The sequence below is a fragment of the Alkalihalobacillus pseudalcaliphilus genome (assembly GCF_028610675.1).
Classification (GTDB): domain Bacteria; phylum Bacillota; class Bacilli; order Bacillales; family Bacillaceae_D; genus Alkalihalobacillus; species Alkalihalobacillus pseudalcaliphilus.
On record NZ_JAQQWS010000006.1, the window covers coordinates 216,042 to 236,960 of the forward strand.

Annotated in this window: 17 protein-coding genes; 5 read left to right on the plus strand and 12 right to left on the minus strand. The window is 38.6% G+C overall.

Annotated elements, in window-relative coordinates:
* Window position 1: 1 nt before the first annotated feature.
* On the minus strand, window positions 2–727 hold the full coding sequence (gene truA / locus PQ479_RS14285) for a tRNA pseudouridine(38-40) synthase TruA (protein WP_047989803.1): 726 nt from the start codon (window positions 725–727) through the stop codon (window positions 2–4).
* Window positions 728–1,440: 713 nt separating this feature from the next.
* Window positions 1,441–2,370 (minus strand): TRM11 family SAM-dependent methyltransferase, encoded by a 930-nt coding sequence (locus PQ479_RS14290; RefSeq protein WP_047989804.1) that lies wholly within the window; start codon window positions 2,368–2,370, stop codon window positions 1,441–1,443.
* A 145-nt stretch (window positions 2,371–2,515) separates the two neighbouring features.
* On the opposite strand from PQ479_RS14290, the gene PQ479_RS14295 reads away from it, so the two are divergent.
* Entirely contained in the window at window positions 2,516–3,082 is a 567-nt protein-coding gene (locus tag PQ479_RS14295; protein ID WP_053070465.1) for a glycerol-3-phosphate acyltransferase, read from the plus strand.
* A 280-nt stretch (window positions 3,083–3,362) separates the two neighbouring features.
* On the opposite strand, the gene PQ479_RS14305 is transcribed toward PQ479_RS14295, so the two are convergent.
* The 7 genes from PQ479_RS14305 to PQ479_RS14335 form a co-directional block, all read right to left on the minus strand.
* On the minus strand, window positions 3,363–4,814 hold the full coding sequence (locus PQ479_RS14305) for a DEAD/DEAH box helicase (protein ID WP_047989805.1): 1,452 nt from the start codon (window positions 4,812–4,814) through the stop codon (window positions 3,363–3,365).
* 409 nt (window positions 4,815–5,223) lie between these two features.
* Window positions 5,224–5,424: a cold-shock protein gene (locus PQ479_RS14310; protein ID WP_047989806.1), complete on the minus strand. Its 201-nt coding sequence runs from the start codon at window positions 5,422–5,424 to the stop codon at window positions 5,224–5,226.
* A 310-nt stretch (window positions 5,425–5,734) separates the two neighbouring features.
* A complete protein-coding gene (locus PQ479_RS14315) occupies window positions 5,735–6,640 on the minus strand; it encodes a TraB/GumN family protein (protein WP_273717055.1) in 906 nt (301 codons plus the stop codon).
* 71 nt (window positions 6,641–6,711) lie between these two features.
* Complete coding sequence (locus PQ479_RS14320) at window positions 6,712–7,662, minus strand: aldo/keto reductase (RefSeq protein ID WP_337957108.1); 951 nt, start codon at window positions 7,660–7,662, stop codon at window positions 6,712–6,714.
* A gap of 1 nt (window position 7,663) precedes the next feature.
* Window positions 7,664–8,656, minus strand: a complete 993-nt coding sequence (locus PQ479_RS14325) for a Gfo/Idh/MocA family protein (RefSeq protein ID WP_047989807.1) — start codon at window positions 8,654–8,656, stop codon at window positions 7,664–7,666.
* Window positions 8,657–8,844: 188 nt separating this feature from the next.
* Window positions 8,845–9,720: an AraC family transcriptional regulator gene (locus PQ479_RS14330; protein WP_047989808.1), complete on the minus strand. Its 876-nt coding sequence runs from the start codon at window positions 9,718–9,720 to the stop codon at window positions 8,845–8,847.
* 175 nt (window positions 9,721–9,895) lie between these two features.
* Window positions 9,896–12,871 carry an endo-1,4-beta-xylanase gene (locus PQ479_RS14335; RefSeq protein WP_053070467.1) on the minus strand — a complete coding sequence of 992 codons (2,976 nt, stop codon included), beginning with the start codon at window positions 12,869–12,871 and terminating at the stop codon, window positions 9,896–9,898.
* 363 nt (window positions 12,872–13,234) lie between these two features.
* On the opposite strand from PQ479_RS14335, the gene PQ479_RS14340 reads away from it, so the two are divergent.
* Window positions 13,235–13,567, plus strand: a complete 333-nt coding sequence (locus PQ479_RS14340) for a MazG nucleotide pyrophosphohydrolase domain-containing protein (protein WP_047989809.1) — start codon at window positions 13,235–13,237, stop codon at window positions 13,565–13,567.
* Between the two features lie 433 nt (window positions 13,568–14,000).
* Here PQ479_RS14340 and PQ479_RS14345 read toward each other — a convergent pair whose 3' ends face one another.
* Entirely contained in the window at window positions 14,001–14,972 is a 972-nt protein-coding gene (locus PQ479_RS14345; protein ID WP_047989810.1) for an N-acetylglucosamine kinase, read from the minus strand.
* A 270-nt stretch (window positions 14,973–15,242) separates the two neighbouring features.
* Here PQ479_RS14345 and glcD point away from each other — a divergent pair, with 270 nt between their 5' ends.
* A complete protein-coding gene (gene glcD / locus PQ479_RS14350) occupies window positions 15,243–16,658 on the plus strand; it encodes a glycolate oxidase subunit GlcD (RefSeq protein WP_047989811.1) in 1,416 nt (471 codons plus the stop codon).
* Window positions 16,655–17,986, plus strand: coding sequence for a (Fe-S)-binding protein (locus tag PQ479_RS14355; RefSeq protein WP_047989812.1), 1,332 nt, complete (start codon window positions 16,655–16,657; stop codon window positions 17,984–17,986). Before glcD ends, PQ479_RS14355 begins: the two co-directional genes overlap by 4 nt.
* Window positions 17,987–18,246: 260 nt before the next feature.
* Here the strand turns inward: PQ479_RS14355 and PQ479_RS14360 are convergent, their stop codons facing one another.
* Both PQ479_RS14360 and PQ479_RS14365 read right to left on the minus strand, forming a co-directional pair.
* Entirely contained in the window at window positions 18,247–19,389 is a 1,143-nt protein-coding gene (locus PQ479_RS14360; RefSeq protein WP_047990090.1) for a CdaR family transcriptional regulator, read from the minus strand.
* Window positions 19,390–19,428: 39 nt separating this feature from the next.
* Window positions 19,429–20,304, minus strand: a complete 876-nt coding sequence (locus PQ479_RS14365) for a MurR/RpiR family transcriptional regulator (protein ID WP_047989813.1) — start codon at window positions 20,302–20,304, stop codon at window positions 19,429–19,431.
* Between the two features lie 50 nt (window positions 20,305–20,354).
* Here PQ479_RS14365 and PQ479_RS14370 point away from each other — a divergent pair, with 50 nt between their 5' ends.
* Entirely contained in the window at window positions 20,355–20,855 is a 501-nt protein-coding gene (locus PQ479_RS14370; RefSeq protein ID WP_273717056.1) for a hypothetical protein, read from the plus strand.
* Window positions 20,856–20,919 lie beyond the last annotated feature (64 nt).

Consider the following 20,919-nt stretch of genomic DNA (forward strand, 5'->3'; position numbering starts at 1 on the left):
ATTACATTAAAAACAACCCAGCCGCTTCTGCCATACGGCCCGTTTGGTTACGCTCCTTACTTTTAATGATTTGCGGAATAATCTCCCCATCTATATTGCCTACCCCTACCTCAATCAACGTACCAACTATTTTGCGAACCATATTATAAAGGAAACCATTTCCAGATATTTTAATCTCGATTAGCCCTGCTTCCTTTGTTATCTCAAGACTATAAATGTCCCGTACTTTTGTTTTTTTATTGGACTTAGCATTTGAAAAGGCGGTGAAGTCATGTGTGCCGACAAAATATTGAGCTGCTTTTTTCATTTTTTCAATATCTAACTCTTGCTCAACATGCATACTAAATTTGTTTAAAAACGGATTCGTGTAAGCTTGATTCCATATTTTGTATGTATATGTCTTTTCTTTTGTATGAAACCTTGCATGATACCTGTCAGAAACAATTTCAACATTTGTCACCACAATATCTTGAGGCAAAAATCTATTCAGATAACTGTGTACCTCTTTCTCGCTCATAGCTTTGCTCATTTTAAAATTGGCGATTTGAGCCATGGCATGTACCCCTGCATCCGTTCGGCCACTACCGATTATTTCTGTCGCTGTATCCGCCATCTTACTTACAACATGCTCTATTTTGGCTTGTATCGTTTGATCGGTATGACCTAATCGTTGCCAGCCTTTATAGCGTGTACCATCATATTGAATGGTCAATCGATAATTATTCATTTTGTTCTCCTTTTGTATGAAAGTGCGAACATGGAGCGTTGCTCGTCGCTACCAAAAATTATGCTCCGCGTCCTGCGGGGTGGCGCTGAGCTAACTGGCACAGCCAGTGGATTTCAGCCCGCCACTACGTCCCGCGGGAGTCTCCGCATAACTCGCCCGCTACTGCTAATTCTCAAGTTCAAAAAATCATTTTACTATCATTATAATGAAAAAAAACAAAGGCCCAATGAACGAAGTGCCAACAGTCAAAGAGCAGAACCTAACTTCCATTTTTGTTGGTGTCGGAGCTGCACTATCCATGAAGAAGAGACATTGTGCAGATACTTCTTTGGGTTTAGCTTCAACATCTGTACATTAACCGCCTCTTTGTGCAGTTACCCCTTGCTTTGGACTCCTTCTATGCACAAACTTATATGAATCGTTAAATTACCGATAGCTGACTTACTTATTTGTTGGTGCGAAGTAAACCGGGCTTCGCCTTGTGCTTCTTGTATATGTTCAAAGGGTGATACACCGCTCAAGTTAAATAGGTTATTTAATTTTGTGTTTTTCGGGACTTAACGACGAGACATGGTCTGCTTAGGTTACTTGTTTTATGCACCTAACAACACTAGAACTGCTTATAGCTTTGTTGGTTACTTCTTATTTCATTGTATCTTTTTTTCTGCTCTCGTACATGTGTGATCGACTTTTATTTCGTTCATGTATTCCCCTTATTCGCACACGAGGACCTCTCTTTGAAAATGGCCTTTAGTTACTGTACATCGGTCAATAATTGTGAAACCACTTTCGATTAAATGGTCATCCATAGGTTCTACCGTTACAAGAACTAGTCGTTTCGTGAACTTACGTGCATGCATCATCATTGCTCGCTTTTTATCATTTGAGATGACTGAGCAGAGATTATATGGCATATCAATAATAGCCGTATCATAAGACTCTTTGATTTCAAGCATGTTTTCTTTTTTTACAACAGCTTCATATCCAAAAAAAGCAAGATTTTCTCTTGTGCCTATTACTGCCAATGGATTAATATCACTACCACAAATACGAATATTCATTGAGCATGCTTCAATTAATACGGTTCCAATCCCACAGGACGGATCAATGACCTGTTGATTCGAAATATGAGGGACGGCGATATTAACAACGGCTCTTGCAAGACGAGTACCTAACGCAGTTGAATACATCTTTGGCTTTTGTTGGTGCTTCAACCAAACTGGTTCTCCTTCTTCATACTCACCAAAATACCAATAGTCACCTTTCTTCAAAATGGCTAATGTCAGTTCTGGCTGTTTTAAATTGGCCTTGCCTCTCATACTCTTACCTATTTCACTTTCTAAACTTTTCCTCTCGGTGAAATGTAAACCTTCTTGTAAACCACTCATTTTTATAACTTGTATTTTAAAACTTTTGCCTAAAGTGTCATACCCATCACACTGAGACTGTAAATCAGCTAACATTTTTGCCTCATAAATAACCCGTAAGCGCCCCTTTATAAACGGACTTCGGCTAGGGCAAATTCGCGTATTACTTTTTAGCAGCCTATCATTGGTCTTAACACCAAAAAACATCCTTTTCTCTAAATATGATAGCTCTCGTTCATCTTCATGACAATTAAAAATATAGATGTAACTCTCCATTTTTTCTTTCACCTGTAATCTAGAACTTTTTATTTTCCTATTCTAATCAATTGTTCCACATATTGCTTAGGCATGAATTATAACAGATTTCTCTTTTCATTATGTCAATTTGTAGTAAAATGTTTATGGGAAAGGGGAAAGCAGCATGTTTTCATTTATCATTTTTGGTGTTTTAGCTTATTTAATTGGTTCAATTCCAACCGGTAAAATCATTGGGTATCTGAAAGGAATAGATATTCAACAGGTCGGCACTCAAAATATTGGGGCAAGTAATGCCTTTTTATCCCTTGGGAAAAAATATGGATTACTCGTTTTATTAGGTGACGCTGGAAAGGCCTTTATCTTTACGTGGTTTGCGATGGATTCTTTTTCACCGCTTGGAGTAATGGGACTTGGAATGTTACTTTTACTCGGTAATATTCACTCTGTCTTTTTGAAATTTACAGGTGGCAAAGGGATTGCAACCTGTTTAGGATTTTTCCTTGCTTCAGAGCCAATGATATCACTCGTATTTATCGGTTTGTGGTTAATAGCATTAATGGTTCGCCAGTCAATTCTCTTCATTACCATTGCAGCAAATATTGTCGTTCCTAGTTTTTATTATTATCTTGGATATTCAGCACCAACCGTATTTATGGGCTTTATGATCTGTTTTATTGTCTCACTACGTCATATCGAGAATTTACAGCACCAAAAGAAAGCCTCTCAATAATAAAAAGGGATTACCTCATATAAATTTGAAACTCTCCCATTTGCTTTTGCGGGAAAAACGTCAGGTTTGTTGGTATCCCTTTCATTATTTTATAATTATTCTGCTGGACGATTGGGTCCGTTTAACTTTTTGTCATACGTATGGGTTGGTTGAGCTTCGTTATTTCTTTTTTGATTTTTATTCTTTTGACTTCCGACCGCTTGTTTTTTTGTCAACGTTACCACCTCCTTATAGTTAATTTGTATTTTTAACTATAAGCGTGTTTTTATTCAGGTTGCTATCATGACTTTTTCGCAATGTGGACCTTTAATTGTTTGCCCTTTACCGTTAACATTTTCATTTCACTCAAAACAAGCTTGCCTTTTCCATTAAGAATATCAACATATGTCTGATGCTCATAAATGGAAATAACGCCAATATCAGAGGCGTCTACCCCATCAATATTCGTAATGGCACCGACAAAGTCGATGGCTCGAAGCTTCTTCTTTTTCCCACCGTTAAAAAATAGCTTCGTCACTTCTGTTTGCAAGTGAATCGCTTTACTTTCTTTTTGCTCTGTCTTTCTCATTTTTTTATCAAAAAGGTGTTTTGTCCTCTGGGTCTCTTCTTCACTTGGGATAGGTAATACTGGTATGTTATACCCTAAAAAAGCTTCTATCGCTTCAAGACTAGCTTGCTCATCTGGTGAAACTAACGTAATCACCTTACCTGATTGTTCAGCCCTACCAGTCCTCCCTGAACGATGCACATAGTTTTCAACCTCAGTAGGCACATCAAAATGGATAATGAGTGAAACGTCTTTTACATCAATCCCTCTACCGGCTAAGCCTGTAGCAATTAAATAACGGCAACTACCATCTCGAAACTTTTCAATCGACCTAAAACGATCACGTTGAGCTAGTCCACCATGGAGCTTCTCTAGTGCCTGCATTGATTGATTTAATACTCGATACAATTGGTCTACCTCTTTTTGTGTCTGACAAAAGATGATGCAGCTATCAGGGTTTTCTTTAATTAACACACGTTGTAATAGTTGTCTTTTTTCTTTTTGTGGTATTTCGATTTTAGCGTGTTCAATTTGTTTAACCACTTTTTCATGCGGCTTTATTGAGATACTTTCGGGACCACGCATGAAATTCAAACATAATTCCTTCACTTCTTCAGGATAGGTTGCGGAGAAAAATAAAGTTTGCTTCTCCTTGGGCAAATACGCCATGATTTCTTTCACATTATCAATAAAACCCATGTTTAACATTTCATCAGCTTCATCGATAATAAAATGCTTTATTTCTTCCACAATTAGGGTACCTTTTTGTAAATGGTCAAGGACCCTTCCCGGTGTACCTATAACCACATGCGTTTTTTGTTTTAACAAATTCTTTTGTTTCAGATAGGAATCCTTGCCAAACAAAGCAACAGAATGAATCCTTTTCATAAGTCCTACATTTGTTAATTCTTCTGTCACCTGTACAGCTAACTCTCGCGTTGGCACTAAAATAAGCGCTTGTGGACGATTGCTCTCCCAATGTATTTTCTCTAAGATTGGTAAAGCATAAGCGAGTGTCTTTCCACTGCCTGTCTGAGATTGCACGATAAGGTCTAGATGTAACAAAGCCTTAGGAATTACTTGTTCTTGTACCTCAGTAGGTTGGTGGATACCTAATAGCTCCAGTGCTTTTACAATCGAATCATCTAAATGAACGGATCGAAACCATTTTTGATTGTCTGACATTTCTTTTCCCTCCTTTTATATGAAAATTACTTAGGGGCGATAGGTTGTGCCTTGAAGTTAGCTCGTCATCCATCTCGCGATAAATGACCTTAGTAGGACAGTGCCCCTTTTTGTTCAGCCGACTCCAATGGTGATCGAGTTGTAAACGGGCCAGATGTTTAAAAGTCTCCACTACATATGAATGACCACTTTGTGAAGATACTCCTACGTTTCGCCTCCGTATCTTCACATTAACCCTCTTTTTGTGCAGATACTCCTAGGTTTTGCCTCCGTATCTTCACGATTCCTTATGAACCTTAAGGTGGCGATAGATGACTTTCATGTTTGTTGGTGGCGGAGTGAATCGGGCTCTGCGATGAGCTTTTTTTCTCAAAAGAAAAAGGACTCAAAAATTTGAGTCCTTTTATCATTATGCTTTTGATACGTTAGTAGCTTGAAGACCACGTTGGCCTTGCTCAGTATCGAATGTTACTTTTTGACCTTCGTCTAAAGATTTAAATCCTTCGCCTTGGATAGCTGAGAAATGTACGAATACATCGTCTCCACCTTCAACTTCGATGAAACCGAAACCTTTTTCTGCGTTAAACCATTTTACTGTACCTTCTTGCATGGTTGTTACCTCCTGCATGAATCAAACCGATTCATAATTTTGATACTATTATTGCTCTTTTAGATATCTAAGGCGAAAAACTTAAACACTCTTATTACTAACCGAACAAAAATAATTCTACTTAAGAATAACAGACAATGACTGGAAATGCAAATAAGAAAATATATTTTGTATAAAAGTTAGTGCGAACATGGAGCATTGCTCATCGCTACCGAAAATTATGCTCCACGTCCTGCGGGGTGGTGCTGAATTAACTGGCACAGCCAGTGGATTTCAGCCCACCACTAAGCCACGCGGGAGCTTACAAAATTTAATAGACAAATTCGACTTCGTATCCTTGTTCTTCTAGAAGTGAAATGATTGTCGGCTCTGATGCAAAGTGCATGGCACCTACAATCACAAAATAATTCTGGCCGCTATCCGCCTCTAAAATCTCAGCAATTTCATTAGCCATCTTAATATTTCTATTTTCATTTAGTTCGAGCATATACTCTTCGTACGACTCGTCGTAATCCTCATCAATTTCAGCTAAAGCATCGACATCACCAGCTAACCATGCGTTAGCCATTTGTTCTAACTCATCTTCCATATCGTCAAAGCCTTCGATAGCGTCTGTTAAAGTGACAAGCTGTTGTTCCATAGAAAAACCTGATAAAACATCAAGTTGTTCTTCAATGGATTCTAACTCCTGAATCTGTTTTCCATCTTCAACTGCACGTTCAAGGAAATATAGGTCAACACCCTGCTCCGCCTGATAGCTACTTTCCTCAAGAGCAAGTTGTAAAAGAGTCATTTCCATAAACCATGGTTGAAAGTTCTCGACCATCACCATATCAACTCCAAAGCCTGAAAGAATGCTCTCAAGCTTCTCATAATTTTCACTCGACAAATCATCTTGTAATGACTGTCCCTCTGGGTACATCGCTTTTTCCATCATCAATTGTGAGGATAGCGTCATATTATTAAGATCCGTCAAATCAATTTCAGGTAAAACAACATCTGCTTGTTCATAAGCTTCTTCTGATTGTTTATTTAGTGGATAGAAATTTTCGGTCCCTAAATGAATCGTGCCTTGTAAATACACTTCGGTGTCCCCATTTACAGCTTTCCATAAGAACCCGCCATTACCTTCTTCTATTTGTACTTGTTCTTCATTACAAGCCGTCATTACGAATCCAAAAGCAACGACTAAAATGAAATATGCCCACTTTTTCACCATCTCACCCTCCTCATTATTTGTGGTGTTCATTCCCTATAATGGAGAAATAATGGTAAAAATGCAACCTTTTACGATTCTATAAAATCAACTTCTAAATTGAGCCACTCTAATTCTTGAGTAGAAAGATTAATACTTGCTCCATTCGCACAAGATACTATTTCCTTATAATTGCGTGGTCCGATAATAGCTGCCGTTGGAAATGATTGATTGAGGACGTAAGCAAGAGCTATTTCAATCGTTGTCATCCCTTTTTGTTCAGCTAACTTCTGAGCCCTTTCATATCTTTTCCAATTCGCATCATTATAAAACACACGGACGAGTTCTTGATTTGACTGCTCCGCTTTATTAAACTTCCCTGTAAAGAATCCTCGTGCTTGTGATGACCAAGATAGTACGGGTAATTGCGTTTGTTCATGCCATATTATATCTTCACGGTCCAGGCTTACACAATCTGGCCAATAAGGTTCTTTTGCTTTTGCTAAGCTCAAGTTCGGACTCGAGAAAGAGAATCCTCGCATTCTATGTTTTTTTGCATAATTATTGGCTTCTTCTAATCGTTTAGTTGACCAATTGGATCCTCCAAAAGTTTTCATATATCCATCTTCTACAAGTTGATTTAACCATTCTAAAATCTTTCCAACTGGAAGAGTTGGGTCATCTCTATGAAGTGCATACAGGTCAACTTGGTCGACTTTTAAACGCTCTAAACTGATTTTGATTTGCTCAGTCAAATCTTTTTGATTAATTGTAGGGCCATTCTTATTCGGATGCCCTCCTTTAGTCCAAATTTGCAAACGTTCGCGGTTACTGCTATTACGATCGACCCATTGTCCTATCGCCTTTTCACTTTGTCCACCACCATAAATAAAGGCCGTATCTATCGTATTACCACCTACAGTAAGATACTGTTCAATTACTTCATTAACAAGCTCTTGTTTATCTGGCGTGAAGTAATCCGATCCTATTATCAGTGAAGAAACCGGATTCTCTAATCCTTCTACAGAGATAGAACGCAACATACTACAACACCACCCTTTCACGATTTTTTTGTGATTGTAGACAAGCATCTAGCACCTTCATATTTAAAATCGAATCCTCGATATCATAAATTAATCCGGTCTCTTTCCGTAATACTCGCGCCAAAAAATCAACTTGTTTGGCATAATGATTCGTATCAGCTACCTCGATTTCATTTGTTTCATTGCCGATTATTAAAGAAAAACCTTTTAGCCCGTCTGTGAAAGCATCTTCAATGACAATTCTGCCTTTTGTTCCAAGAATTTCTGCGTCATTTCTAAAAGCAGACCACATGCCACAATCAAAGGTTAGAAAACGGCCATTGCTAAACTCTACTAAGCCTGATGCCACCATATCAACACCATTATGGGACTCAGGAGTAAAACTATGAACAGTCACCGCTTCAGGCTCATCCTTCAAAATCATCCTTGCTAAACTAAGAGGATAAACACCTACATCATAAAGACTTCCTCCTCCATATTCAGGCTTCATTCGGAAGTTATCTAATGCCTGTGCATTATTAAAGGAGAAAGAACTTCTAATTCCCCTCACTTCACCAATATCACCATTGTTAATATGTGATTGAATCTTCCGATAACGCTCCTGATGACGATACATAAAAGCCTCAAATAACAGCACTTCATTTTCAAGACAAGCTTGTTTCATCTCCTTCACTTCTTCTGTAGTTAAGGCGATCGGCTTTTCGCAGAGAATATGTTTCTTCGCTTTGGCTGCACGAATAACCCATTCCTTATGGAGATGGTTTGGTAAAGGAATATAGACGGCATCAATAGAAGGATCATCAAGAAGTTCTTGATAAGACCCATATGCTCTACCTTGATTCAATTCCTTTACTAATTCTTGAGATTTCTCTAAACTCCTACTGGCAACACCAGATACTACACCTGTTTTCGACTCAACGATTCCTGGTATAACAGCATTTTTTGCGATATTCGCTACTCCTAAGATTCCCCAACGAATCACATGTTCTTCCATGTTCATCTCAACTCCTCTGATTTAACGTGATAGAACTGACACACATTATGTACAGTCTACTTTCTGAAAAACTTCGTACCATACATTTATATAGCAAAACTCTAACAAATAGATAGCCATATTGTTTTCAATCTCTTAACTATTTTCAAAAAATTATGTAACGAATATTAACTTCTTAAGCGATTTAACTAAACTTGACGTTGATGATTTTTGCGATATTCGTAAGGAGATTGTTGTGTATACTTCTTAAATAGTAAACTAAAATATTGTCGACTGTTTACCCCAATGTATAAAGCGATATCTATAATAGGAATCTCTGTTTCTGTCAACAGCATCTTTGCTTTATTCATTCGTAAATGTGTTAAATAGTCAATCACGGTTTGGTTCGTATGTTCCTTAAATATGCGATGTAAATAGCCTGGATGTAAATTAACCACATTTCCTATATCCGGCATTTTCAAAGGAACATCATAATTTTGATGTAAAAAATCAATGGTTTTTTTCACATACCGATTTGTAACTTTTTCTATCTCTTTCTTTTTTTGAGCATCAATCATACGAGAAAGTAGTATGAATAATTGTGTTAATTGGGCATAGACCATCAACTCAACCTCATCACTATTCGTATCCATCTCCAAGACTATACTTTTTAACGTTTGATAAATATCTAGAGTATCTTTAAAGATTAAATAGGTAAACCTCGCTCCAAATAGTCCAGCCAATATGTCATTTTTACTGACTAACTTTCTAATTGAAGGATAAATATCTTCCTTTTCGACAAAATCAATTTCTATATTAAGCATTCGACAATAATGATCCTGCTCGACAATAAGTCTGTGTCGATTTCTAGCATCGAGCAAGATAAAATTCCCTTTTTTTAATGGAAAAACTTGAGTCTCAATCTCCACTTCACATTGTCCATCAATCACATACATAATTTCAATATCTTCATGATCATGGACATCCATATAAAATTTCTCCCAAGTGCGATAATAATAAGACCTTACAACTGGATAAAAATCCTTTTCTAGCAGGTCTGACCTATATGTATTGTAATGCCTCATCAAAAGCCTCCTAATCATAAAGCCATCATTAAAACTTACTCTCTCCTTCAGTTCTTCACATAACTCTAAAATCCTTGTTAAAAATGGATGAATTCCATTTAACCGTATGAAAAAATTGGACACAAATAAACAGGTCTAAAACACTGACCTGTTTATTTACTGGAACACGTTATATTTAAGCTAGTCTTCGTTTGGCTACGACGTATACCGTACCTCCAATTAGCAAGAACACGAACCCTATCAATAAATACTGGTAGAAGTTACTGGCAGTATGGGGTAATGTATTCCCGTTCTGCTCTGTACCCTTACCTCCTGAGCCTCCGGGTTCTCCGGGTTCTCCTGGTCCTCCTGGTTCTCCTGGCTCTCCGGGTTCTCCTGGTCCTCCTGGCTCTCCGGGTTCTCCGGGTTCTCCGGGTTCTCCTGGTCCTCCTGGTCCTCCTGGTTCTCCTGGTCCTCCTGGCTCTCCGGGTTCTCCGGGTTCTCCTGGTTCCCCATCTGCAACAAGTGTTAAGACTCCAAATACTGAGGGGTCTTGGAAGCCTTGTCCAGTTAAATCATTCCATGTCGCGACACTCTGACGTGAGCCGTTTTGGGCATCATTAATTTGTAGGTCAAAACCTAGTTTCATTGCTGATTCTGGCGTCACTTCTGTGAACGGAATTTTCAATTCGACTGTATAACCAGTCTCGGTCACTTTAGTCACCGATTCAAATCCCTCACTTTTATTTGGCGGGTTAAATGACGTCTCATTATCAAAGTTAACACGATATTGTCCATCGTCCTCTTCATAATAAGACGTTTTCGTATTATTCTCATCAATAAATACCTCAATCGAATCATGCTCCCATGGGTTATCACTCGTCTTATCGAGCTCAGAATCATTCACTTCTATAAAGACATATAGGTTTTCTTCATCCCATAAAACTCGTCCGACTCCATCAGCTCCATTCCACGCTGTTTGATAACGGTTAATGAGTAACTCGTCGGCATTATCCCAAATTTCATCGTATTCTCCGTCTACAAGGGGTGTACCATAGACAGCGGTGGCTTGATTAGCTTCTTGACTATCCACCTCGTGGTTTTCAATAAAACGCTCCGGATCAATGACCGCATAGTAAGCAGGTTTAGCTTTTAAATCTCGGTCAAATAATAATGGGCTCTGGGCTGCACGCCAACTAGTTGCATCGTTCAAGCCCCAAAATGTAACACGTGAAATATGCTCAGCATGCTCTTTATATAATTGAAAAAGTTGAGCATACAAATATCCCTGTGTATTCGCTTCTTCTTCAGTCTGTACGCCATTACTACCGGCTGTTATATCAAGTTCTGTTACTCCGACTTCCACACCAAGTGATATAAATTTCTCAAGTGACATTCTCACATTTTCTGGGTTCGTATTTAAGTTATAATGCCCTTGCATACCAATTCCATCAATAAGAAGCTCCCCGTTATTTTCGGCAGCGTAATTATCATTGATTTCTTTGACCATTTGATAAATGGCTTCTGCTTTATTTCGGTTGTCATCATTATAATCATTGTAATACAATTTTATGTCCCAGCCATTTGCAACAATAACTTCCTTAGCTGCTAAGAAAGCTTGTTCCACATAATCCTCACCAATTGCATGATACCACCCAGATTGCCTTAAGGATGATCTCCAATCAGTTGGGGTTGGAGGATTATCATTCATAGCTTCATTCACTACATCCCAAGAAATCACATCTTCACCAAAATGCTCTACGGTTGTCTGAACATGTGTACGTAAATTGGCTAGTGCTTCTTCACGGTCTAAATAATTTCCTTCGTCATCCGTGTGAAGCCATTCAGCCGATTGCTGATGCCAAACTAAAACATGACCATGTATGCGTAATTCATTTTCTAATGCAGCCGATACGAAATCATCCTCAGCCGTAAAATCAAATTCCCTTTGCTCATTATAGGCATAACCTGGTTTCATCGCATTTTCTGCTGTAATAAGATTATGATGTTTCATTAGCAGTTGCCCTCTCACCCCATCGAATTCATTCATGGCCCCTGCATTACCAATAAGAAAATAATCTTGATAGACATCTTTAATCGCTTCTAACTCATCCTCAATTTCAATTGCTTCTGAATTAAGCTTTTCAAATGTAACATCATCGACATAAAAAGAAGCCGTTGCCTGATTAGAGCTCTCAATATAAATAGACACGTTACCATTACCTAAACTTGTATAACGGTAGGTTCCTTCAAGCTTAACCCACCCATCTTCAACATCTAACGTTTCACCATGTATATGATTATAACTAGCACCATCTCCACTCCCAATTTGTGTGGACAATTGAAGTTGGGCTGTCTCAGGTGAAATCAACTTAACCATAGCAGAAATTTTATATTCAGCACCTAGTTCTATAAAAGGATCTACATCTAAAGTAGGGCCGTGCCAAGGTTGTTCTCTATTCTCAACTTTTAAAGAATAAGAGCCATCTTCCGTAGCATTCGCTTCATTCGTTACCGTTAATATCTCTGTTCCTGCTCTTCCTTCAAAACCATTTAACTCACCATTTTCAAAATTAATAGCTGAAAATTCCTCAATTGGTTCACTCGGTTCCGTTGGTACTTCTTCATCCTCTTGTTCTTCTTCTGTAATTAGGATTTCTTCAATATAAAAGGAAAGTTCTTTTCCTGCACCATTCGTTTGAATTCGAAATGCTTTATCTTTATTTATATCCACTATGTATGACCCTTTTAAAGTAAAAGGTTCTCCTGTTGCTAGTTCACTAGAAACATATAAACCTTGATAGCTATCTACATTTTGAAGTAAAGCACGTGCGTCACTAGGAATATTTTCATCGTTTCCTATATACCCCGACACTTCAATTGAGTATTTTTTGTCTTGTTCCATGCCCACATCACTAAAAAAGATATCAACACCATCGTAATCATTTGTTCTATCAGTTACATAAATAGCATGTCCTTCTTCACTTGATGTAACCCAATCAAGAGTAGAATTACCTGCAGACTTAGCAACACCCACCCCATCTTCAAACTTTTGATGATACACAATTCTTGTTAGCGTTTCAGCTTTTACTACTATAGCTGACCAATTTGATGAAGTAGTTAATAGAATAATAAGAAACAATAGATTCATTTTCTTCAAAATTCTTCCCAATTGAAACATCCTCCTTTATCACGATTACATTTTAAAACGCTTACATTTATTTAAAAGATACCTCCTCTTACCTGTTAATTATCCCAAACGAAATAAAATAAGGAACTAGACAAAATATAGTTCATACACCAAAAACTAAATATTCTGTATTTTATACACAACTATAACTTTACAAAGGCCTTACCGTTAGTAGTCTCTAAAGCATTCGTCCACATCTTCAAGTCAGTATTTTTTCACCTATTAGTAAGTATGTTACTATTGGAAGGAACGTGAGCTTTCAGAAAATTAAATTTTTACACATTTCATTTAGTTATTAGGTTATATGTATGTAATAAAGTAAATGTTTTTCGGAGGAGAAAATATATGAAGCAACTAACTATCAAGGGATTACAAGATTATTTAGCATTGAAATACAAACAAGGGATCACCTCTAATGATTTATTCATGAAACTAGTTGAGGAAATTGGAGAGGTTGCTGAAGCATTAAATCAGCAAGAGGGAAGAAAGTCTAATACGGGAAATTCATCCTTAGAAAAAGAATTAGCAGACGTCATACACTATACATTAGCCATAGCTAGCATAAACCAAATTGACTTATCTAAAGTTATTGTAGATAAGGACAAGGTAGCGGCAGTAAAGTATAAACAGTCTCCTAATCTAGCAGAGTTTTTGGAGAGAGAAGGGTTTAACCTGTAAAGTTAAGGGGTGTACACCTACATGTGGTGCGACTATTAACCCACCTCTCTTAGTTAATAATTTTGGAATTTCAATCCACGCACCTACATGAGGTGCGACGAGTGGCTTGAAATGAAAAAGCTCAAGTTACAGATTTCAATCCACGCACCTATGTAAGGTGCGACTGTGTCTACGGTCACGAAGGGAGTTAATAAACGATGATTTCAATCCACGCACCTATGTAAGGTGCGACTGCGGAAATGTCTCATTTCCGTCATATTAAACGCAAATTCAGCTACTCATAAACTCTGCTCTACCCACCGCTCTTAAAAACCACGTAACAATCGACGGAAATCGCCTTTTTTCACGGTGCGAATCGCTTAGGGAATTTATGATCGCCTCCCATTCGCACTTCACTCACGATATGTCAATGTCCATATCTATTTCGACAATTCTACAAGTAACCCTTTAAAAATTTGTCACTCAAGCTTTCCTTTTCCAAATGATGATTGGCTGCTTGAAAAGAGGCGATTACAGCTCCAGCTACTGGGGGGAGCTTTGGTAGAATTAACTCAACCTGTTCGTTCAGATTGTCTTTTAACGTTTTCATGATATCCTCAATAAATAAATCACTTCGATTCATCACACCACCAGTAAGAACGACAGGGATTTTTTCTCCTGTTTGAAATGGCTTCGCCGAGATTAAGGCGGCGATTTGTTCACCTAATTGTTGTGACTGGGCCTTTATAATTTCATTGGCAATACGGTCTCCATTGTCCGCGGCAACCATGACGATTTTGCTTAATGACGCTATTGTCGCCCTTGCCTTTTCTCCATAAACAAAAGTGATTACCGAACTTAGATGAGTCACTTGAAAATGTTTGAGAAGAAGTTTCGTTATCTCGGTTTTGGGACCACGGTTATCATTTTCTAAAAAAGCTGCACGAAGTCCTGCTTGTCCGATCGCAAATCCACTTCCTTCATCTCCAATTAAATAACCCCATCCTCCCACTCGATGACGGTTTCCCTTTGAGTCTATGCCGTATGTAATCGACCCTGTTCCGGAAATTTGTACAACACCAGGTCCACCGAAAGTACCTGAGTATAGTGCAATCACCGCATCGTTATCTATCGTTATAAGGACCTCAGGTAAATGACTCTGCAAACATTGACCTATCTCTTCTTTATAATTCTTGGCCTCTATCCCTGATAACCCAGCAAAAACACTAACCACATTTTTATAAGCTTGCTCATTCTGAATACTCAATGAATGTAAAAGTCTTATAAGCTCACTTTTTGCCTCATGTATTCCGATACTATTGGGATTCGTAGTACCTCCTGAAGCCTGTGCCACGATTTCTCCAGTAGACGAAGCTAGAATCGCCACCGTTTTTGTACCACCACCATCAATACCTATAGCAAACATAAATGCCCCTCCTCTTATTCTATTAATCATACCGAATATTTAATATAGATGTCTATACCTCTTAAAGGAAAATGGAAGTGACTTTGACATTCGTTCACCTTCTTATTTATCTCCTACATTGCATCAAAAAAGTAACCCTTAGATTATCGTTTAAAATTGTACTTATAACCAAAACTATTACTCCTCTCGCGCCTATATTTAGACATTCGCACATAGGATTTATGGCCCGTTCTTTTTATGATGGAGATAGCAAGAATAGGAGTTGATTGGATGATTACAGAGCTTTTAAAAAACGAATTTATCGACATTGTTGGTCAAGAAAACTATGAGGATAGCCCTGCATCTAAGCTCGTTTACTCTTTTGATGCGACACCTAATTATCAAGCAATGCCTGATGCTATTCTATCACCAAGAGATAAAAAAGAAGTGGCAGAAATTGTCAAGCTATGTAACCAACACAAGATTCCCATCATACCTAGAGGCTCTGGCACCAATTTAAGCGCGGGTACAACACCACTTGAAGGTGGCATTGTCCTTTTATTTAAGCACTTGGATCAAATTCTTGAAATAGACGAGGAAAATTTGACGATCACGGTCCAGCCTGGTGTCAACACTTTAGAAATGATCCAAACGGTAGAAGAAATTGGACTCTTTTACCCTCCAGACCCCAGTTCGATGAAAATTTCTCAAATTGGTGGAAACATCAGCGAGAATTCTGGCGGATTGCGTGGTTTAAAATATGGTGTAACTCGAGACTATGTATTAGGGCTTGAAATAGTTCTACCGAATGGGGAAATCATTCGAACCGGAGGCAAACTTGCTAAGGACGTGGCTGGCTATGACTTAACTCGTTTATTCGTTGGTTCTGAAGGTACGCTTGGTATTGTAACTGAAGCCATTCTCAAGCTCATACCAAAACCAGAGACGAAAAAAACGATGCTTGCTTTGTATGACAGCATGGAGGCTGCTGCACAAACGGTATCAACCATTATAGCCAACCGTGTCATACCTGCAACGTTAGAGTTTTTAGATCAACCTACCCTTAAAGTCGTTGAAGAATTTTCAAAGATTGGACTGCCGACGGATGTAGAAGCTGTTTTATTAATCGAACAAGATGGACCTATTCAATCCGTTCAAACAGATATGGATAAAATCGCGACTATTTGTGTACAAAGTGGTGCATTAAAAGTAGATGTCGCCAAATCTGAATTTGAAGCAGAACAATTGAGTACAGCACGGCGTTCTGCACTGTCAGCCTTAGCTCGCTTAAAACCAACTACAATTTTAGAGGATGCAACGGTCCCACGCTCAGAAATTGCTAATATGGTTCGTGCAATCAATGAAATTGCCTCTAAATATCAAGTTGAAATTTGTACTTTCGGCCATGCTGGTGACGGTAATCTTCACCCGACTTGTATGACGGATGCAAGGAACAAGGAGGAAATGCACCGAGTTGAGCAAGCTTTAGAGGAAATCTTTAAAAAAGCCGTTTCATTAGGTGGTACGATTACCGGTGAACATGGTGTCGGTGCCATGAAAGCTCCTTATTTACATCTAAAGCTTGGCGAAGAAGGAATAGCTGCGATGCAAGCCCTTAAACAAGCCTTTGACCCAAATAATATTATGAATCCGAGTAAAATCTTCGCCAAATCATCACGTAAAAGGATTGTGGTGAGCCAATCATGAATACGACAGAGAAACTAAGAATTACAAGACAATTTCAGGAAAAAATGGACTATGATGAGTTATTAAACTGCATGCGCTGTGGCTTTTGTTTACCTACCTGTCCTACTTACATTGAATCTGGAAAAAACGAGCTCCATTCACCCCGTGGTCGGATTGCTTTGATGAAAGCAGTTGTTGATGGTGACATAGAACCAGATGAGGAAGTCAAACGCTCATTAGATATGTGTTTAGGATGCAGGGCATGTGAGCCTGTCTGTCCATCAGGTGTTAAGTATGGACACCTCCTTGAAGAGGCACGTGATATTATTTATCAAAATAAAAAGCCTTCATTACCGGTTAAAGCCGTTCGCCACCTTGTATTTGAGCAGCTCTTTCCTCACCAAAATCGAATGACAGGGCTTGTTGGGCTCCTTGGTTTCTATCAACGCTCGGGCCTAAGCTCTTTCGTGCGTAAAACAGGTGTGCTTAAAATATTTCCGGAAACGATGCAACTAATGGAAAAAGCCTTACCTACTGTGGCAAAAGTGAAAGAGATAAAAAACCGTGCTGAGCACCTAGAACCTGTAGGTCCGAAAAAGAAAAACGTCGCATTTTTTAGCGGCTGTTTAATGGACACTGTCTTTATGAAAACCAATGAAGCGACAAAAAAGCTATTGCAATATGCAGGCTGTGACATTGTTATTCCCAAAACACAAGCTTGCTGTGGAGCACTTCATGGACATAGTGGAGAAAAGGAAAAAGCCAAAGAAATGGCGAAACGGAACATTATCGCCTTTGAACAAGCTGAGGTTGATTATATTATTACAAATGCGGGAGGTTGTGGTGCCTTTTTGGTCGATTATGACCATCTCCTTAAAAGTGAACCAGAATGGGCTGATCGAGCTAAAGCCTTTACAGACAAAATTAAAGACATTACTTCCATTCTCGTTGAGTTACATTTCCATCAACAACCGTTAAAATTAAAGGATGATGTTTTGACGTACCAGGATTCATGTCACTTGCGTAACGGTCAGAAAACGTTCATCCAACCAAGACAATTGCTTCAATCAATGAAAGGTTCACACTATGTTGAAATGAAAAATGCGGATCGCTGCTGTGGTTCGGCGGGTATTTATAATATTGTTGAGTCAGAAATGTCCATGCAAATTTTGGATTATAAAATGAAGGAAACGAAAAAAACGCAAGCAAAGACAATTGTTACTTCTAATCCTGGTTGCCTGTTACAGATGAAGCTAGGCATTGAGAAGGAAGGGCTGCAGAATGAGATGCGTGCCGTCCATATTGTCGATTTATTACTAGAGGCTTATGAGAATGCCAATATTTCTTGATTCGTAGGAGCTCATTTAAGAGTAGATGGATGGTTATACGAAAGGGAGGGTCGGAGTCCTATAGGAGTTGGCTCTGATCATTCCTTTCCCTCCATACTCAAAATTCTGCCAAACGTATTCACCCAAAACAAAAAGGAATTAATCACTCAAGCAAATATAAAACCATTCATGAAAAGAACCAAACATCAATCTCCTGTTTGGTCGTAATAAAAATTGCTATTTATTTGAGACATGTGAATCATTCATCAAGTTAGTACGTTCTAGCTTTCTAGAGGAAATAAGCCTGCATTCTCTTTAGCAAATAACAGGGCTAAATAAAATACAGTGATTCCAAACGAGCTTTTCACATCGATATCCGTTAATAGACTAATTTGATTTAAACGATAGTGTAACGTATTTTTATGAATATGTAAGGCTTTTGCTGTTTCCACTATGGATTGATTATGGTATAAATAAGCCCGTATCGTCCTCAATAAATCAGCTTCCTCCGATAATGAACGTAGTATACGTGCCATAAATTCTCCTTGTGTAGCTACATCAATTTCTGAAAGCAGCATGTCAAGTAATAACTCATTATAAAAAACAAGCGGCTTACTCTGATTCGCTGCTTTGCACGCTTTGTTTGCTTCATTGTATGCCCACTTTATTTGATGGTCGACTAATGTATGACCAATACCAATGTGAAAGCTACCTGATTGATGTACCTTCAAAAAACTCGCTCGCCAGCGCAAGAGCTCAGATTGGATTCTTTCTAATTCTTGTTCATCTTTTTTTACAGTACGTAATAAGAGGAAATCTCCATCAAGTGTTCTGATAAACACATCATTTTGTCGTTTAGGAAAAGCGTGTGTAAACCACTCATTCATAAAAGAATAGACACTCTTCTCATTTGAATCTAAGGCTTTTATACTGATACATGTATAAGCAGTACCTATAGCTATTCCTAATAGTTGGCGCCGTTGAATAAAAGAGTCTTCCATGTTTTCTGCATGGATCCACTCATGAAAAAATGCTTCTATTCCCCGCTTTTGCCATTCCTTTTGCTCGATATAATAGGTTTCTTTGATCATTAATTCAGTCATTTTTCGAACAAGATCAGCGTAGGCCTCTATTTTTTGTGGATGCCCTGTTACACCGAGCACACCAATGATTTTCCCTTCGAACTGAATAGGTAGGTTAATACCTAATTTTACACCCTTTAGCATTTTTATATTTTGTTCATTAATATAAAGCTTTTCTCTATTTTTTAAAACTGTTTTAGCACCTTGGTGTATAGAACCAATTCTTTCTTGTTCAGTAGCAGCAATAATAACGCCTTCCTCATCCATCACGATTAGGCTTTCGTTTAAAGTAAGACGTACTTCATCAATCACTTTTTTCGCTAGTTCCGGTAATAACTTCACAGCTATGAACCTCACTTTGTTCATCCATTTAAAAGCTATTTATTTTTTAATTCGTCCTCTTGACTGCCTGAGTGAATCGACTGCATCTCTTGTTTCATTTAAATGCTTAACAGATTTATCATACTGAGATGAAGCCACACACATAAATAAAATATCAATCACTTGTAATTGAGCAATACGCGAAGACGTTGCCCCACTTCTAAAAGTTGGTTCTCTAGTTGCTGATGTGTAAAGCTGAACCTCAGCGATATCACTCACTAACGATTGCCCGTATTTCGTCAAACTAATCGTCTTTAACCCTTTTTTCTTTGCTATTTCTAAAAATTTGGCCACTTCTCTTGTTTCACCTGAAAAAGAAATACCGATGGCAACATCTTCTTCTGTGGCTGTCGCAACCATCGTTGTGGCCATATGTACGTCAGTAAAAGCATAGGCTGTTTTATCGATTCTTACAAATTTTTGTTGACCATCGAGGGCAATAATACCTGAAGCACCAATTCCAAAAAAGTGAATACGTCGTGCTTGATTTAAAATATCTACCGCTTTTTCTAACTCTTGTAGATTAAGAAGTTCAGCCGTTTCCCGTATTGTTTGCACGGAATTACTCGTCATCTTATCTATAATTGTTTCAGGATGCTCATTCGGCTCAATATCCCTTAACCCTAGTTGTGTCGTTTTTTGCAAATCTCCAGCTATTCTTAGTTTTAAATCTGGTAATCCTTTTAAATTCAACGATTTACAGAGGCGAATAACGGCAGCACTACTCGTTGCGCTTTTTTTCCCAATCTCATGGGCCGTTAAAGAAATTGCTTCCTGTGGATGTTCGATCATGTATGCCGCAATTTTTCTTTCGGATGGTGGAAGCTTGCTGAGCATTTCCGTTAGCATTATGAGTCCACCTGTTAAATAGGCCATTTGGTCACCTCCTATGATTCTAGTCATGGCAATCCTATTATACAAAAATAATGACATTTAGACATCGTATTTGGGTATTTGGTTTTGTATGGAAGTTACTGTTGATACTCGGGCTTTCTCCCTCTTTTTCAGCTCACAACCCCGAGATTCCGCGTTTGCTCGGGCTTTCTCCTGCTTTCTTCGCCCGCAACCCCGAGATTCCGCTTTTGCTCGGGCTTTCTCCTACTTTTTTCGCCCGCAACCCCGAGATTCTGCTTTTGCTCGGGCTTTCTCCCTCTTTTTCAGCTCACAACCCCGAGATTCCGCTTTTGCTCGGGCTTTCTCCTGCTTTTTTCGCCCGCAACCCCGGGATTCCGCTTTTGCTCGGGCTTTCTCCTGCTTTTTTCGCCCGCAACCCCGAGTTTCCGCTTTTGCTCGGGCTTTCTCCTGCTTTTTTCACCCGCAACCCCGAGATTCCGCTTTTGCTCGGGCTTTCTTCCCTTTTTTTCACTCGCAACCCCGAGATTCCGCTTTTGCTCGGGCTTTCTCCTCTTTTTTCAGTCAAGTCCTGAATATTGTGTAAATACTCCTCTACAATGTTTCCACTCTCTTTTAGTATGGATTGTGTTGGTGTGA